Below are 15,928 nucleotides of genomic sequence, written 5' to 3' on the forward strand. Positions count from 1 at the left end.
CGCAACGCGGCCGCCGCTACCGGCCCGTCGACCCGATCGGCCGCAGCAGCCGCGCGACGGTGGCGCGGACGAACGGCCGCGGATCCTCGGGATGCTCCGGATCGATATTCAGGAATGCCGCGTCGACGACCGACAGTATCCAGCGGGCGGTAGCGGCCGCATCGAAGCCCGGATCGAGCTGTCCCGCAACCATCCCCCGCTCCAGCAGCGTCGTCAGCACCTCGGCACTGCGCCGGGTGTCCTCGGCGACCACCCCGGCGAGTTCCTCGTCCTGATCCAACCGGCGCAGCAACTCCACCATCAGCCCCGGCGCCACCGGATCCAGCGCCTCCGCCGCCAGACCGTCGACCACATCGAGGATCGCCGCGAAACAGTCGGCGCGGTCGAGATGCCGATCGTACAGCTCGGCGTGCTCCGGCAGCGACTGCTCGAAGATCGACCGGAAGACCGCCGCCTTGTCGCGGAAGTAGTAGAAGACGGACCCCGAGGTGAGCCCGGCCGCGCGCGCGATCTGCGCGGCGGTGGTGCGCTCGTACCCCTGCGCCGCGAACAGCTCCGCCGCGGCCCGGGTAATGCGCGCCCGCCGTTCGGCTACACGATTCGGGTCGACAGTTCGGGCCACGTCAGGCAATCTATCATTAACTAACTGAGCAGTTAAAGATATCGCGAGGAGGCTGGATTGCCATGGTGGCGTTGCGACGCGGACTCCGACGCTGGGTGCTCTATCCGCTGATCTTCCTGGTCGTCGCGCTCCTGGTGGCGGTGGTGGCGGGGTACGCGTTCTACCGGCTCACGCTGTACAAGGCCGGGCCGGCGCAGAGCGGGCGGCTCGCGCTGACCGGCGGCACGGTCCTGCTGGGACCCGAACTGAACCCGGTGGCGAATGCGACGGTGATCATCGAGAACGGTGTGATCGTCGCGGCCGGGCCGGATGTGGAGGTACCGTCCGACGCCGAGCGCCGGGATGTGTCCGGCCGTACCGTCCTGCCCGGGCTGATCGACTCCCATGTGCATCTGAGTTCACCGGAGCGGGAGCGTGGGGAGGAGATCGGTTTCTGGGATATGCCGGGTGTCGTGGCCGACTGGGTCCGCTACTACCCGGGCAAGCGGAAGGACTTCCTGCGCCACGGGGTCACCACCGTGCGCAGCATGGGCGACGAGAACGCCTGGGTGCACGACTTCCGTCGCGAGATCGCCGAGGGTGAACTGGAGGGCCCGCGGCTGCTCATCGCGGGGCCGATGTTCACCACGCCGGGCGGCCATCCCATCGCGACCTTCGGCCTGGAGCGGAATTCGGATGCGGTCCGGGTGCCGAGCAGCCCCGAGGAGGCGCGCGAGATGGTGCGCGCCCTCGTCACCGGGGACGATCCGGTCGACCTGATCAAGGTGATCCAGGAACGCGGCAACCCGGAACGCAAAGTCCTGGAACCGATCCGACCCGACATCCTGGCCGCCATCATCGACGAGGCGCACCGGCACGACACGAAGGTCTTCGCGCACTGGGGAACTCGCGAAGACCTTGACGACCTGGTAGCCGCCGGCGTCGACGGCCTCGACCACCTGGAACCGCGCGGCGTCCGCGACGGCTGGCCGGACGGCTACCCCGAACTCCTGGTCCAGCACGGGATCACGCTCGCACCGACCCTCGCGGTCACCGACTTCGGCTTCGACGAGGAGACCAGGAAGGCCATCTACGAACGCCTGCGCGAGTTCCGCGACGCGGGCGGCCGCGTCATCGCGGGCAGCGACGCGGGCATGCCGGGAGTCCACGCCGGAGAGGGCCTCCTGCGCGAGATCGAACTCCTGGTGGCAGCGGGCCTCACGCCGCACGAGGCCATCACCGCGGCCACCGTCACCCCGGCGGCCGCCCTGCGCGCCGACACCATCGGCGTCATCGCACCGGGCCGCGCCGCCGACCTGCTCATCGTGCGCGGCGACCCGCTCAGCGACATCGGCGCACTGCGCGCCGTCGACGCGGTACTGCGCGACGGCCGATCGGTGGTCGCGAACGACTAGCGCGACCACGTCAGCGACTCTCTACACGCAGCGTCCCTCTACGCGCACAGCCCCGGGAAACCCATCGAATCTCCGGGGACGACCGAGGACCCGGTCATCAGGCACCGCAGCAGGATCCGCGTGAGGTCCGCCGCGGCGGAACCGGTGGAAGGCTGTGGGACGGCGACGGACTCGGCCGGTGCGGGCGCGGCGGACGCCACTGCCGGAGAGCAGCCCAGGGCGAGTGCGACGCCTACCGCCACCATGATTTTCGATGCCGAACGGAACACACTGCCACCTTTCGAAGTCGGATCGTGACCGGCCGAAGGTATCAGCGGGCCACCGACTTGAAACGCCACTATTTCCGTTGGCACGAATCCTCGGGACAAGATCACCAGCGGACCTCAGCTGGGCTGACACCCCGGACACCAGAACAGGTTTATGCCGGACGGTGGTTCCGCACAGACGGCAGGTTTACCCTGGCGGCGGTAGACGTAGGCCGGGCGCGGTCGGCCGCATAGGAGGGCGCCCGTGGCCGTGTTCGGGCCGGACCACGACCATGACACCGCGCCGGACGCCGACCTTCAGGAGCTCGAGCAGATCGTCCCGGATGGCCCCGCCCGGTTTCGACTAGGAGTCATATGGCAAGAGAACGAAGCTGTCAAAGCCCCACAACGGGCGTAGCGTCCGAAAATGGCGCTGGTCGAGCGTCATGATCCGGTCGGTACGCTCTCGATCAGCGATAACCACATTCGAGGCATCCGTGATCCCGACGTAGTCCTGGCTGTAATGGTCGAGGATGGTCAGAGCCGCAGCGTGATGGTTGGATGTCCACGCCGCCAGGTCATACGCGCCGCCGGCCACGTCGGAGGCGAAGTCGTGCGCCGCGCGGGACCCGAGTCGGGTGGAGAGCATGTAATCCGCCTCGGCGACAACCATCGGCGAAATCACAAGTCGCTCATCGGCTTCAGCGATGATTTGCGCCAGTTGTTTGTGCTCGGCGTACGCCTCGTCGAACAAGGCGAGGATTGCACTCGTGTCGACAATTATCGTCATCTAGGCCCCGAAGCCCCGGCCAAGCTCTCGGTCGATCTCTTCGGCCGAGAGTGGACGCTGACTGCGGTAACCCCCGACGGTGGGTTTCGGACGCGCACCTACCGTGCTGAGCAGATGATCGAGCGCCTGCCCGAGGGTCACGCCTTTCGACGTCGCAACCTCCAGCAGTCGATCCCGGACAGCTTTGGGCACCTTGATAGTGGTCATATCGGACATACCTGCAGTATACCGTCATACATTCGGTAGTCGGGATACTTCATCGCGACCGCACCGCTTCGTACGCCGATCGCCCATCAACTGTGCGCGCGAGGATGGGTAGCCACAGGAATTCTTCAGGCCTGTTGACAGGTAGGGCACCAGAACAGGTTTCGGCCTTCCATGACCGCGTGCAGGACCGTGGTCGCGCAGCGACGGCAGGGTTCGCCCGCGCGACGGTACACGTAGGTGCGGGGGCGATCGGGGGCGTAAGACGGTGCACCGTGGTCATGTTCGGGGCGAACCACCACCATCACGCCGCGTCGGACACCCACCTTCATGAGGTCGACGAGGTCGGCCCACATGGCCATCCATTCGTCATGGGCGAGCTGCATGCCGGGGCGCTGCGGTGAGATGTTGTGGCGGAAAAGCACTTCCGCACGGTAGACGTTCCCGACCCCGGCGAGCACCTTCTGGTCCATGAGCAGCGCGCCGATCGGGCGCTGGGAACGGTGGATGCGGTGCCAGGCCCGGTCGGGGTCGGCGTCGCGGCGCAGCGGGTCGGGGCCGAGCCGGGCGGTGAGGGCGTCGACCTCGGGTTCGAGGAGCACCTCGCACGCGGCCGGGCCGCGCAGATCGGTGCCGTGGGGTTCGCCGCCGCGACCCGCGCCGACCAGACGCATACGGACCTCACCGACCGGTTCGCCCAGGGGCAGTGGGGATTCGGTGAATTTGCCGTAGAGACCCAGGTGCACGTGCACGACCAGGCCCGAATCGTAGTGGTGCAGCAGGTGTTTGCCCCAGGCGTCGGCCTTGGTCAGCACCTGGCCGTCCACCAGTGCCGCGCCCTCGGCGAATCGTCCCTGCGGGCTCGACACCCGCACCACTCCCCCGGCGAAACGCTTGTTGTGCGCCTTCGCCAAACGATGCAGCGTATGTCCCTCAGGCACGGGTGATCCGCATCCTCTCCATGGAACTCGTTGCCGGACAACCGATGACGCGCCCCGCTCCGAGTCGGAGGGGGCGCGTCGGTCGGACGGCTCAGTACGCGGGCACCTCGGGCGCGACGCCGGTCTTCTCGTACTCCGCCAGGATGTCGATGCGGCGCTGGTGGCGCTCCTCCTCCGACCACGGGGTGGCGAGGAAGGCGTCCACGATGGCGAGCGCCTCCTCGGTGCTGTGCATGCGGCCGCCGATGCCGATCAGCTGGGCGTTGTTGTGCTGGCGGGCCAGCTGCGCGGTCTCCACGCTCCAGGCCAGGGCGCAGCGAGCGCCCGGCACCTTGTTGGCGGCGATCTGCTCACCATTGCCGCTGCCACCGAACACCAGGCCCAGGCTGCCCGGATCCGCGACCGTGCGGCGGGCGGCCTCGATGCAGAAGGCCGGGTAGTCGTCGAGAGCGTCGTACTCGAGCGCACCGCAGTCGACGACCTCGTGACCGGCCGCCCGCAGGTGTTCCTTGACGTGGTTCTTCAGTTCGAAGCCGGCATGATCGGCACCCAGGTATACGCGCATGGCTGCGATTGTGTCAGGCCGCCCGGAGCCGACGCGCCCGGGGATGACCCGCCCGCTGGACCGACCGGCCGACGGCAGGACTGCCTAAAGTTCAGCCCATGACGTCCGATGATCGACCGCAGTCGATGCCAGCGCCACCGGATGCCGGGGGCGCGACACCGCCGACCACCCCGCACCCGGCCGCGTGGAATCCGGTCACCGGGATGGCCGGGTGGAATCCCAAGGTCGGTCCGCCCGGTTGGGCCCCGCAGACCGGGTACTCGCCGCCGCGGGTTCCGCCGCACGACGGGACGCGCGGCCTCTCGCCGTTCGGCATGCCCGCCCGGCACAGCTGGGAGATACCGCTGCTGGTGATCGTGGTGGTGCTGACCAGCTTCGCGTACCTCTTCTCGATTCTGTTCCTGCTGGTCGGGGCGATCAACGAGTACGTGCTGATCCTGCTGACCGCGCCGGTGCTGCTGTGGCTCGGCCGTGGCATGAACTACGCGACCATGCGGCTCAACGCCGTGAAGATGTCGCCCACCCAGTTCCCCGAGGGGTACCGGATGGTGCAGGAGGCGGCCGCCCGGTTCGGGATGACCCAGGTGCCGGACGCCTACGTACTGCTCGGCAATGGCGCGATCAACGCCTTCGCCTCCGGGCACGGATTCCGGCGGTTCGTGGTGGTCTACAGCGACCTGTTCGAAATCGGCGGCAAGGCCCGCGATCCCGAGGGGCTGGCCTTCATCATCGGCCACGAGGTGGGGCATATCGCCGCAGGACATGTGTCCTATTGGCGGCAGCTCGGCATGTTCCTGGTGCCGTTCCTGCCGATCCTCGGCAACTCGCTCATCCGCTCGCAGGAGTACACCGCCGACAATCACGGCTACTGCAACCGGCACACCGGCGCCCCCGGGGCCATGCAGACCCTCGCCGCGGGCAAGTACCTCAACGCACTGGTCGGCTTCGACGAAATGGCCGACCGCGCCGCCCGGGAGAAGGGCTTCATGGTGTGGATCGTCAACGCCATGTCCAGCCACCCGGTGCTGACCTGGCGCATGTGGGCGCTGCGCGACCGCAGCCGCCACGGCAGGCTCTTCCTCCGCCCCACCCCACCGACCCACCACGGCCCGATGCTCGGCGCCACCCCCGGCGGCGGTGGTCACCCGACCCCGCCGTACGGCGGCTACCCAACCGGCGGGTACGGGCCGTCGCCGATCGCCACGGGCTATCCGCCACTCCCCGCGACCGGCAGCTACGGGTCGCCACCGATGACCACGGGTTACCCCTCGCCACCCGCGACGAGCCACCCGCAGGGCACCGCGACCAGCGATTACCAGCACGATCACACCGCTCGCGGCGACCAGCAGCCCGCCTCCGGCGCGTACCCGCAACCACCCGCTGCCCCCGGCCACCCGGCCACCGGTCGTTATCCGCTGCCACCGACATCCGCAGACCGTCCCGGTGGACCGACCACGGTATTCCAGCGACCGACCGAAAGCCCGTAGCGCACGAGCCCATCCCGCCTGACACGCGGCACACAGCGACCCGGCAACCGGCTCGCGATGGCGGCGCTACCGCACGCCACCCGTCTACCGTGGTGCGATCGCCGATCGGCCAGCGGTACGCGCCCCGCCGCCCCCGAGCACCCGCATGGCGTTGCCGCTGTCCCGGTAGTCGGCCGCAGCGGCAATGCCGTGCGGTGTGCGCAGTTCGGCGCGGCCCGCCCTGTTCGGCAGGCGGGCGGGCGCGCGGCGGCGGGCCGTCAGTCGAAGACCGGGTCCTCGGTGCGGGTGCGCTTCAGTTCGAAGAAGTGCGGGTACGAGGCGAGGGCCACGACGCCGTCCCAGACCTTGCCCGCCTCCTCACCGCGCGGGATGCGGGAGAGCACCGGGCCGAAGAACGCTACATCGTTGACGTGGATGGTGGGGGTGCCGACATCCTTGCCGACCTTGTCCATACCCGCGTGGTGGCTGGCACGCAGGGCCTCGTCGTGGTCGGCGGAGGTGGCGGCGGCGGCCAGTTCGGCGGGCAGCCCCGCCTCGGTGAGCGCGTCGGCGATCACGGCCTCGAGGGTCGCCGCGGTGGATTCCCGCTCGTACTCGGCGCGCCGGTCGTGAATGCGGGTGCCCATGGCGGTGTAGAGGGGAGCGAGGATCTTGTCGCCGTGATCCTGGGCGGCGGCGATGGCGACGCGGACCGGACCCCAGGCGCTGGCCATGAGTTCCCGGTACTGCTCGGGCAGATCCTCCCGGTCCTCGTTGAGCACCGCCAGACTCATGACGTGGAAGCGTGCCTCGATATCGCGGACCTGCTCGACCTCGAGGATCCAGCGGGAGGTGATCCAGCACCACGGGCACAGCGGGTCGAACCAGAAGTCGACGGTGTCCTTCTTGCTCACGGGAAGTCCTTTCGGGGGGCGGGCACGGCCATACCAGTGGCAACAATGCGCGATTGTGCCGATATTTCCTCCGAGCGCACACGGATGCGCGTTAGGGTCGGAGGAAGTCCCGTCGTAAACACCCGCAGCATTCGCGTCGCAGGGAGGTGTCGGCATTGACCACAGCATCCAGGTTCGTCATCGCAGGCGGGGGGCTGGCGGCGGCCAAGCTCGCGGAAGCCCTGCGCGCCAATGATTTCGACGGCACGGTGACCCTCATCAGCGCCGAGGAGCATCTGCCCTACGAGCGGCCGCCGCTGTCCAAAGAGCATCTGCTGGGTAAGAAGTCGCTGCCCGACTTCACCGTGGACCCGGCGTCGTGGTACCGCGACCACCACATCGAGGTCATGCTCGGCACCACCGTCACCGCCATCGACCGCACCACCAAAACCGTTGCGCTGCCGGACGGTACGACACTCCCCTACGACAAGCTGGCGCTGGCCACCGGCTCCCGCCCGCGCAAGCTGCCGGTGCCGGGCATGGATGCCGAGGGCGTGCACACGCTGCGCCACATCGAGGATTCCGACACGCTGCTGTCGCTGTTCGGCTCGGCGGGCAGACTGGCCGTGATCGGCGGCGGCTGGATCGGCCTCGAGGTCACCGCGGCCGCCCGCAATGCCGGAGTCGAGGTCACGCTGCTGGAAGCCGAGTCGACCACGCTGAAGGGGGTGCTCGGCCCCGAGATGGGCGAGGTCTTCGCCGACCTGCACCGCGCCCACGGCGTGGACCTGCGCACCGAGGTGCGGGTCGCGGAGATCCTCACCGCCGACGGCAAGGCCACCGGGGTGCGGTTGGCCGACGACACCCGCATCGACGCCGATGCCGTCCTCGTCGCGGTGGGCGCGCGCCCGAATATCGAACTCGCCGCCGACGCCGGGCTCGCCACCGAGGGCGGGGTGCTGGTGGACGAGAGCCTGGCCACGGGCGATCCGGATATCGTGGCCGTCGGCGATATCGCCGACCAGCAGCATCCCGTGCTCGGACGGCGGGTCCGGGTGGAGCACTGGGCGAACGCCCTCAATCAGCCCGAGGTCGCGGCCAAGACCATGATCGGCAAATCGGCCGTCTACGACCGGCTGCCCTACTTCTTTACCGATCAGTACGACCTCGGTATGGAGTACACCGGGTATGTGGCGCCGCGGCAGGAAGCACGGGTGGTGGTGCGCGGCGATGTGGGCGCGCGGGAGTTCGTCGCCTGCTGGCTCGACAGCGCCGATCGCGTGCTGGCCGGAATGAATGTGAACGTCTGGGACGTGACGGATCGCATCAAAGAGTTGATACTGAGCGGCGAATCGGTCGATCCGGACCGTCTCGCCGACCCGGCCTCACCACTGTGACGACCATCACACAACGTTGCGGCGAGGTGTGTCGAGAACGCGGGCACGGCTCCGACCTACCCACGAGAGCGCCCACCGAGGGCGCACCGACACAGGGAGCCGACCCATGAAGTACATGCTGCTCAAGACTCACACCGCCACCGCGTACTGCGACACCGCCATGTCCGACTGGACGCCGGAGGAGATCGCGGCGCACATCGCGTTCCAGCAGGCGCTCGGCGAGGAACTGGCCACATCCGGTGAACTGGTCGACGGCCAGGGGCTGGCTGGCCCCGACGAGGCACGGATCGTCAGCTCGGACGGGCGCTCGGCTCCGGTCGTGACCGATGGCCCGTTCCCCGAGTCCAAGGAATTCCTGGCCGGGTACTGGCTGGTGGATGTGGACAGCCCCGAGCGCGCCATCGAGATCGCCGCCAAGGCGTCGGCCGCGCCCGGACCGGGCGGGAAGCCGATCGGCGAGTACATCGAGGTGCGGGCGGTCATGAGCGCACCCGCCACCGACGCCTGACCCGGGGCCGCTCCGCCATGAACCCGACACCACCGGCGAGCCGCGGGCGACCCCGCTCGGTGCAACGGGTTTCGGGGTATGCCGACCCGGAGGTCGAGGATCTGCTGCGTGAGTTCGCGCCGCAGGTCCTCGGCATCCTGGTGCGCCGCTTCGGGGATTTCGACGCCGCCGAGGATGCCGTGCAGGAGGCGCTGCTCGCGGCGGCCCTGCACTGGCCGGGCGACGGCGTGCCGGAGAATCCGCGCGGCTGGCTCGTCCAGGTGGCCCAGCGGCGACTGGTGGACACCGTGCGCGCCGAGGTCGCGCGACGACATCGCGAGAGCGCCACGGCGTTCCGGGATGTGCCCACAGCGGTCGAGGTCGACGTGCCCGGGGCGGCCGAGGACGACAGCCTCCTCCTGTTCTTCCTGTGCTGTCACCCGGCCCTCCCACCGGCCAGCGCCATCGCTCTCACCCTGCGCGCGGTCGGCGGCCTCACCACCGCCGAGATAGCGCGTGCCTTCCTGGTCCCGGAAGCCACCATGGCGCAACGCATCTCCCGGGCCAAGAAGAAGCTCGGCGGCGTCGAACGCCCCTTCGCCATGTCCGCCGACGGCGATTCGGCACCGGCCACGAGTGACTGGCACGACCGGCTCGGAGCCGTCCTGCGCGTGCTCTACCTCATGTTCACCGAGGGCCACACCACGACGGCGGGGCCGCGCCTGCGCCGTGGCGACCTGGCAGCGGAGGCCATCCGGCTGACCCGCGCCGTCCACCGACAGCTGCCCGACGACCCCGAGGTCACCGGCCTGCTGGCGCTCATGCTGCTCACCGACGCCCGCCGCGCCGCCCGCAGCGGTCCGAACGGGGAACTCATCCCGCTCGCCGAGCAGGACCGCACCCGCTGGGACCGGGCCATGATCACCGAGGGCATGCGCCTGGCGACCCGCGCGGTGGGCGGCGGCCTGCGGCGGCCCTATCAGATCCAGGCCGCCATCGCCGCCCTGCACGCCCAGGCCTGCCGTGCCGAGGACACCGACTGGGACCGAATCCTGCTGCTGTACAACACACTCGACGCGATCGCCGCCAATCCCGTGGTGACCCTCAACCGCGCGGTCGCCACCGCCATGGTGCACGGCCCGGCGGCCGGGCTAGCCATGGCCGCACCCCTGGACGACACTCTCACCGACACCCACCGCCTCGCCGCCGTCCGCGGCCACCTCCACGAGATGGCGGGCGACCCGGCCGCCGCCATCGCCTGCTACACCACCGCCGCCCGCCGCACCACCAGCCTCCCCGAGCGCGACTACCTCACTCTCCGCGCCGCCCGCCTCCGCCGCGAGGTGGACAGCCGATCAGGGGGGATCGGTGGCGGTATCGCGCGAGACGCCACCGCCACCGATCCCCCCTGACCGCGCGGTCTCAGGCGGCGGCGGAGCGGAAGGCGGAGGGGCTCATGCCCCGGTAGCGTTTGAAGGCGGCGCTGAAGCCGAAGGGGTCGGCGTAGCCGACGGCCTTGGCGACCTGGGCGACGGTGAAGTCGGTGCCGGTGAGGAGTTCCTCGGCCTCGTCCATGCGGTACTCGGTGAGATAGCCCAGCGGCGGACGGCCCATGAGGTCGGTGAAGCGTCTGGCGAACAGGGCGCGCGAGACGCCCGCGCGGGCGGCCAGGGAAGCGACCGTCCAGGGAGCGCCGGGGCTGGCGTGCATGGCTTGCAGCGCCGGAGCGATCACGGGGTCGGACAGCCCTCGGTAGAGGGTGGGCGCTTGCGCTCCCGCCTGGTCGAACCAGGTGCAGAGGGTGCAGACCAGCGCCCAGTCGAGCAGTCGGTCCATGATCGCGGTGGAACCGGCGGGGCGCGCGGCGCACTCCTTGGCGGCGGATTCCATCCAATCGCAGGTCTCGGGGTCCTCGCGCACCACCAGGACCGGCGGCAGCGCTCGGAGCAGGCGGTCGTGTCGGCGGCCGTTGGCACGGTACGCGCCGACGATGAGCGCGGTCGCCTCGGGGGCTTCCGCGCCCCAGCGGATGCCGCTCAGCTCCTCGGCGTCGCATTCGGCTTGCGCTGCGAAGCAGGCGATCTCGTACTCCACGTGCGGGCGCCGCAGCGAGGCGACGTCGTCGACGAGGTGGAAGACCTCGGGGCCGCGCACAATGGCGGTGTCGCCCTTGGTCACTCGCGTCTCGCTACCATCGGCGAGCACCAGGGTGCCGCCGCCGCGCAATACGGTGACCATGGTGAGCGGGGCGCGGTCGGCGAAGCGAATGGTCCACGGCGCTTCCAGCACCGCGTGGCTGACCACCGATCCTTCCGCGCGGATGCCATTCAGGAGTGAACTCACCGGATCCATGACACCAGAGTAGACGAACTCCTATCCTTCGGAGCGTTTCTCCCATGGATCGTCCATTAGATCACCGGTTGACTGGTGGTACCGCAAGAGAGATTCAGCCATCAGTCAGGAGAGATCCCGTGCAGCACAACGGTAGTGACACCACTCGCACCGCCCTGGTCGTCATCGCGCACCACCGCTCCGATTCGCTCACCGCGCATATCGCCCGCCGCGCCACCGCACAGCTGGAGGCGGACGGTTACCGCATCGACCTGCTCGATCTGCACGCCGAGGGCTTCGACCCGCGCATGAACACCGAGGACCAGCCTGACTGGGGCAATCGCGACAAGCCCTATTCGGCCGAGACGCAGCGCCATATGCAGCGGATTCTGGACGCCGACATCGTGGTCGCGGTGTTCCCCGTGTACTGGCAGAGCGTGCCCGCCATCCTCAAGGGCTGGATCGACCGCGTCTGGAACTACGGATTCGCCTACGGCCGCAGCAAGCCGCGGCTGGCGGGCAAGCGCATCCTGTGGCTGGGACTCGGCGGCCTCGACGCCGCGGACCCCATGGTGGCGGATATGGAAGCCGCTCTCGACACCCAGCTCAGCGCGGGTATCGCCTACTACTGCGGCTTCTCCTGGTCCAAGGTCGGCCTGCTCCCCGACGCCGAGGAGCGCCGCCAGACCCTGGACGCCGACGGCAATCTCGCCATCAGCGAGGTCGCCGTGGGCGAGGCCCGCCGCGCCCAGTACGACGCCCTGGAGCGCCGCGCGGCGAACTACGTGGAGGAATTCCTCGCCGCCGACCGCGTGCCCGCCTGAGCGCGAACGACGGTTTCCGCCGTCCGGCCGGGCACTGTCCGCCCCGATTCCGGGGATCCGGCGGCGGACGGTCAGCTGACGCCCGTCCAGCTCTCGCCGGTGATCAGTTCGTACGCCTGCCGGTACTTGTCCCGCGTGGCCGCGACGATCTCGGCGGGGATCTCCGGGCCCGGGTACTCCTTGTTCCAGCCGGTGGAGGTGGACCAGTCGCGGACGAACTGCTTGTCGAAGGAGGGCTGGGGGCGGCCGGGGGCGTACCCGTCGGCAGGCCAGAAGCGCGACGAGTCGGAGGTCAGAACCTCGTCGGCGAGAGTGAGAACATCACCGTCCCAACCCCATTCGAGTTTGGTGTCGGCGATGATCACGCCCCGCGAGGCCGCGTGCTCGGCACCGCGCGCGTACACGGCGAGGGTCAGGTCGCGCAGCCGCTCCGCGACCTCCCGGCCCTCCTGGTTCACCACGTCGTCGAAGGTGATGAACTCGTCGTGCCCCTCATCGGCCTTGGTGGTCGGCGTGAAGATGGGCTCGGGCAGCCTGTCGCCCTCCACCAGCCCGGGCGGCAGCGCCACCCCCGACACCGACCCGGTGCGCCGGTATTCGGCCAGTCCGGAGCCGGTCAGATACCCCCGGGCAATGCACTCCACCTTCACCATGCTCAGCTTCTTGGCCCGCACCGCGCGGCCCGCGAATTCGGCGGGCACGTCGGTCGTGGAGATCAGGTGGTTGGGCACATCGGCGAAGAACCGGAACCACCAGTTCGACAGCTGGGTCAGCAGCGCGCCCTTCTCCGGGATCGGAGTGGGCAGCACCACGTCGTACACCGACACCCGGTCGGAGGCGACCAGGATCAGCTCATCGCCGTCCTCGTACAGGTCGCGCACCTTACCGGCGTGGATGTGCTTCACTGACTCCTCCTCGTACTGGGGTCGCCGGGACATCCGAATGTCCACGTGGGCCGACCGACACCCTACCGAGGTGGCATTCTGGGCATCGGCACAGTCCTGGCGAACGACGAAGGAGTCCCCTTGTCCGCACCGAATCTCACCCGGGAACAGGCGATCGAACGCGCCGCGACCATCCGGGTGGAGAACTACCGCGTCGAACTCGACCTGACCGGGCAGCCGACGAGTACCGACGCCGCCGTCGGCGAGACCTTCGGCTCGCGGTCGACGGTGACGTTCACCGCCACCCCGGGCGCGCGGACCTTCATCGACATCGTGGCCGCCGGGGTCCGCTCGGCAGTGCTCAACGGCACCCCGCTGGATGTGAGCGACTACGACGAGGAGCGGGGCATCGCACTGCCCGACCTCGCCGAGCACAACGAACTGGTGGTGGAGGCCGACTGCGTGTACTCGCACACCGGCGAGGGCCTGCACCGCTTCGTCGACCCCACCGACGACAAGGTGTACCTGTACTCGCAGTTCGAGACCGCCGACGCCAAGCGCATGTTCGCGTGCTTCGACCAGCCCGACCTCAAGGCCACCTACGACATCACCGTCACCGCGCCGCGGGACTGGGAGGTCATCTCCAACGGCGCGGTGGTGGACACCCAGCGGACCGGCACGGTGCTGCGGCACACCTTCGCGACCACCCCGCGCATGAGCACCTATCTGGTGGCGCTCATCGCCGGGCCGTACGCCAAGTGGACCGACACCTATACCGATGCGCACGGCGGCATCCCGCTGGGCATCTACTGCCGCGCCTCGCTGGCCGAATTCATGGACGCCGAGCGGCTTTTCACCGAGACCAAGCAGGGTTTCGGCTTCTATCACGCCAACTTCGGGGTGCCCTACGCCTTCGGCAAGTACGACCAGCTGTTCGTGCCGGAGTTCAATGCCGGTGCCATGGAGAACGCGGGCGCGGTCACCTTCCTCGAGGATTACGTGTTCCGCTCCAAGGTGACCCGTGCCTCCTACGAGCGGCGCTGCGAGACCGTGCTGCACGAGATGGCGCACATGTGGTTCGGCGACCTGGTCACCATGAAGTGGTGGGACGACCTGTGGCTCAACGAGTCCTTCGCCACCTTCGCGTCGGTGCTGTGCCAGTCCGACGCCACCGAGTACACCAATGCCTGGACCACCTTCGCGAATGTGGAGAAGTCCTGGGCGTACCGGCAGGATCAGCTGCCCTCCACGCATCCGATCGCCGCCGATATCCCGGATCTGGCGGCGGTGGAGGTCAATTTCGACGGCATCACCTACGCCAAGGGCGCATCGGTACTCAAACAGCTGGTGGCCTATGTCGGGCGGGAGCCGTTCCTGGCGGGTCTGCGCGACTATTTCGCCGAACACGCCTACGGCAACGCCACCTTCGACGATCTGGTGGGTGCGCTGGAGAAGTCGTCCGGACGCGATCTGTCCGACTGGGGCGCGCAGTGGCTCAAGACCACCGGTCTGAACATCCTGCGGCCCGAATTCCAGGTCGAGGACGGCAAGTTCACCTCTTTCACGGTGGTGCAGGAGGGCGCGGAGCCGGGGGCGGGTGAGCGGCGCGTGCATCGCATCGCCGTCGGCGTCTACGACGACCGGGACGGGAAGCTGGTGCGCACCAAGCGCGTCGAACTCGATATCGATCCGGCGGCCCGCACCGAGGTGCCGGAGCTGGTCGGCGTGGAGCGCGGTCGGCTGGTGCTGGTCAACGATGACGACCTCACCTACTGCTCGCTGCGGCTGGATCCGGAATCCCTTGCCACCGTGGTGGATCGGATCGCCGATATCGCCGAGCCGCTGCCGCGCACGCTGTGCTGGTCGGCGGCCTGGGAGATGACCCGGCAGGCGGAGCTGAAGGCCCGCGACTTCGTGGCGCTGGTGCAGCGGGGCATCGGCGCGGAATCGGAGATCGGGGTGGTGCAGCGGCTGCTCATGCAGGCGCACACCGCGCTGGGCAGCTACGCCGATCCGGCCTGGGCACAGGAGCGGGGCTGGCAGCTGTTCGCCGACCGGCTGCTGGAGCTGGCGCGCGAGGCGCAGCCGGGCTCGGATCACCAACTGGCCTTCGTCAACGCCCTGACCGGGGCGCTGCTGTCGGCACACCACACCGAGGTGCTGCGCGAACTGCTCGACGGCGACCCGGCCACCGTCGGCCTGCCCGGTCTGGCGGTGGACGCCGATCTGCGCTGGCGACTCGTGCAGGCGCTGGCGGCGGCCGGTGAGATCGACGCCGAGGGCCTCGAATCCCCGGTCATCGACGCGGAATTGGAGCGCGACCCCACCGCCGCGGGCCGCCGCCAGGCCGCCGCCGCGGCCACCGCCCGCCCGCAGGCCGCGGTCAAGGCGTCGGCCTGGGAGACCGTGATGGGCGACGACACCGTCCCGAACATCACCGCCCGCGCCATCGTCGGCGGCTTCTCCCCCGTCGGCCAGGCGCAGCTGCTCGCCCCGTACGTGGAGCGCTACTTCGCCGAGGTCGCCTCGGTGTGGGAGCGCCGCTCCAGTGAGGTGGCGCAGACCGTGGTCGTCGGCCTGTACCCGCACTGGGCCATCACGGACGAGGCGGTCGCCATCGCGGACAAGTTCCTCGCCGGTGACCACCCGCCCGCCCTGCGCCGCCTGGTGCTGGAGGGCAAGGCCGGTATCGAACGCTCGCTGCGCGCACGGGCTTTCGACGCGCGGTGAGCGACGCGGGCCTGCCGATGTGATGTCGCGCAGCGCCTCCGCCCGGCTGCCGAGCGGACAGCTCGACCGTGGCCGCCGGGCGGGAGCGGAATCCGAATCCGCCCCGCCCAGCGGTCCCCACGCCGACGCGCATCGCGCTGGCAGTGTTCGGATAC

General features: G+C 69.4%; 14 protein-coding genes and 1 pseudogene. 7 read left to right on the forward strand and 8 right to left on the reverse strand.

Going from position 1 to position 15,928, the window contains the following annotated elements:
• Positions 1-16: 16 nt before the first annotated feature.
• Positions 17-622, reverse strand: coding sequence for a TetR/AcrR family transcriptional regulator (locus QJS31_RS27430; RefSeq protein WP_282777412.1), 606 nt, complete (start codon positions 620-622; stop codon positions 17-19).
• A 62-nt stretch (positions 623-684) separates the two neighbouring features.
• Between QJS31_RS27430 and QJS31_RS27435 the strand changes: the two genes are divergently transcribed.
• A complete protein-coding gene (locus QJS31_RS27435) occupies positions 685-2,016 on the forward strand; it encodes an amidohydrolase family protein (RefSeq protein WP_282777414.1) in 1,332 nt (443 codons plus the stop codon).
• Between the two features lie 609 nt (positions 2,017-2,625).
• On the opposite strand, the gene QJS31_RS27445 is transcribed toward QJS31_RS27435, so the two are convergent.
• The 4 genes from QJS31_RS27445 to QJS31_RS27460 form a co-directional block, all read right to left on the reverse strand.
• Positions 2,626-3,051 (reverse strand): PIN domain-containing protein, encoded by a 426-nt coding sequence (locus QJS31_RS27445; RefSeq protein WP_282777416.1) that lies wholly within the window; start codon positions 3,049-3,051, stop codon positions 2,626-2,628.
• Complete coding sequence (locus QJS31_RS27450; protein WP_282777418.1) at positions 3,052-3,267, reverse strand: hypothetical protein; 216 nt, start codon at positions 3,265-3,267, stop codon at positions 3,052-3,054.
• A 116-nt stretch (positions 3,268-3,383) separates the two neighbouring features.
• A complete protein-coding gene (locus tag QJS31_RS27455; RefSeq protein ID WP_306358075.1) occupies positions 3,384-4,196 on the reverse strand; it encodes an Fpg/Nei family DNA glycosylase in 813 nt (270 codons plus the stop codon).
• A gap of 91 nt (positions 4,197-4,287) precedes the next feature.
• Positions 4,288-4,761 carry a ribose-5-phosphate isomerase gene (locus tag QJS31_RS27460; protein ID WP_029927041.1) on the reverse strand — a complete coding sequence of 158 codons (474 nt, stop codon included), beginning with the start codon at positions 4,759-4,761 and terminating at the stop codon, positions 4,288-4,290.
• A 314-nt stretch (positions 4,762-5,075) separates the two neighbouring features.
• Between QJS31_RS27460 and QJS31_RS27465 the strand changes: the two are divergent.
• Positions 5,076-6,017: pseudogene (locus QJS31_RS27465) on the forward strand (M48 family metallopeptidase); the annotation flags it as partial.
• A gap of 488 nt (positions 6,018-6,505) precedes the next feature.
• Here the strand turns inward: QJS31_RS27465 and QJS31_RS27470 are convergent.
• Positions 6,506-7,141: a DsbA family protein gene (locus QJS31_RS27470; protein ID WP_306358076.1), complete on the reverse strand. Its 636-nt coding sequence runs from the start codon at positions 7,139-7,141 to the stop codon at positions 6,506-6,508.
• Positions 7,142-7,296: 155 nt separating this feature from the next.
• On the opposite strand from QJS31_RS27470, the gene QJS31_RS27475 reads away from it, so the two are divergent.
• The 3 genes from QJS31_RS27475 (at position 7,297) to QJS31_RS27485 (ending at position 10,416) form a co-directional block, all read left to right on the forward strand.
• Positions 7,297-8,517: an NAD(P)/FAD-dependent oxidoreductase gene (locus tag QJS31_RS27475; RefSeq protein WP_306358077.1), complete on the forward strand. Its 1,221-nt coding sequence runs from the start codon at positions 7,297-7,299 to the stop codon at positions 8,515-8,517.
• 106 nt (positions 8,518-8,623) lie between these two features.
• The gene (locus QJS31_RS27480) at positions 8,624-9,025 is read left to right on the forward strand and encodes a YciI family protein (RefSeq protein WP_282777426.1); all 402 of its coding nucleotides are present in this window, start codon (positions 8,624-8,626) and stop codon (positions 9,023-9,025) included.
• 59 nt (positions 9,026-9,084) lie between these two features.
• The gene (locus QJS31_RS27485) at positions 9,085-10,416 is read left to right on the forward strand and encodes an RNA polymerase sigma factor (RefSeq protein ID WP_306358078.1); all 1,332 of its coding nucleotides are present in this window, start codon (positions 9,085-9,087) and stop codon (positions 10,414-10,416) included.
• 10 nt (positions 10,417-10,426) lie between these two features.
• Here the strand turns inward: QJS31_RS27485 and QJS31_RS27490 are convergent, their stop codons facing one another.
• The gene (locus QJS31_RS27490) at positions 10,427-11,356 is read right to left on the reverse strand and encodes an AraC family transcriptional regulator (protein ID WP_282777430.1); all 930 of its coding nucleotides are present in this window, start codon (positions 11,354-11,356) and stop codon (positions 10,427-10,429) included.
• Positions 11,357-11,475: 119 nt separating this feature from the next.
• Between QJS31_RS27490 and QJS31_RS27495 the strand changes: the two genes are divergently transcribed.
• On the forward strand, positions 11,476-12,159 hold the full coding sequence (locus QJS31_RS27495; protein WP_282777432.1) for an NAD(P)H oxidoreductase: 684 nt from the start codon (positions 11,476-11,478) through the stop codon (positions 12,157-12,159).
• 71 nt (positions 12,160-12,230) lie between these two features.
• Here QJS31_RS27495 and QJS31_RS27500 read toward each other — a convergent pair whose 3' ends face one another.
• Positions 12,231-13,097 (reverse strand): phosphoribosylaminoimidazolesuccinocarboxamide synthase, encoded by an 867-nt coding sequence (locus QJS31_RS27500; RefSeq protein WP_282777434.1) that lies wholly within the window; start codon positions 13,095-13,097, stop codon positions 12,231-12,233.
• Positions 13,098-13,184: 87 nt separating this feature from the next.
• Between QJS31_RS27500 and pepN the strand changes: the two genes are divergently transcribed.
• On the forward strand, positions 13,185-15,773 hold the full coding sequence (pepN, locus tag QJS31_RS27505; RefSeq protein WP_306358079.1) for an aminopeptidase N: 2,589 nt from the start codon (positions 13,185-13,187) through the stop codon (positions 15,771-15,773).
• The last annotated feature ends 155 nt before the right edge of the window (positions 15,774-15,928 follow it).

The organism is Nocardia sp. CC213A, assembly GCF_030766805.1.
Classification (GTDB): Bacteria; Actinomycetota; Actinomycetes; order Mycobacteriales; family Mycobacteriaceae; genus Nocardia; species Nocardia otitidiscaviarum.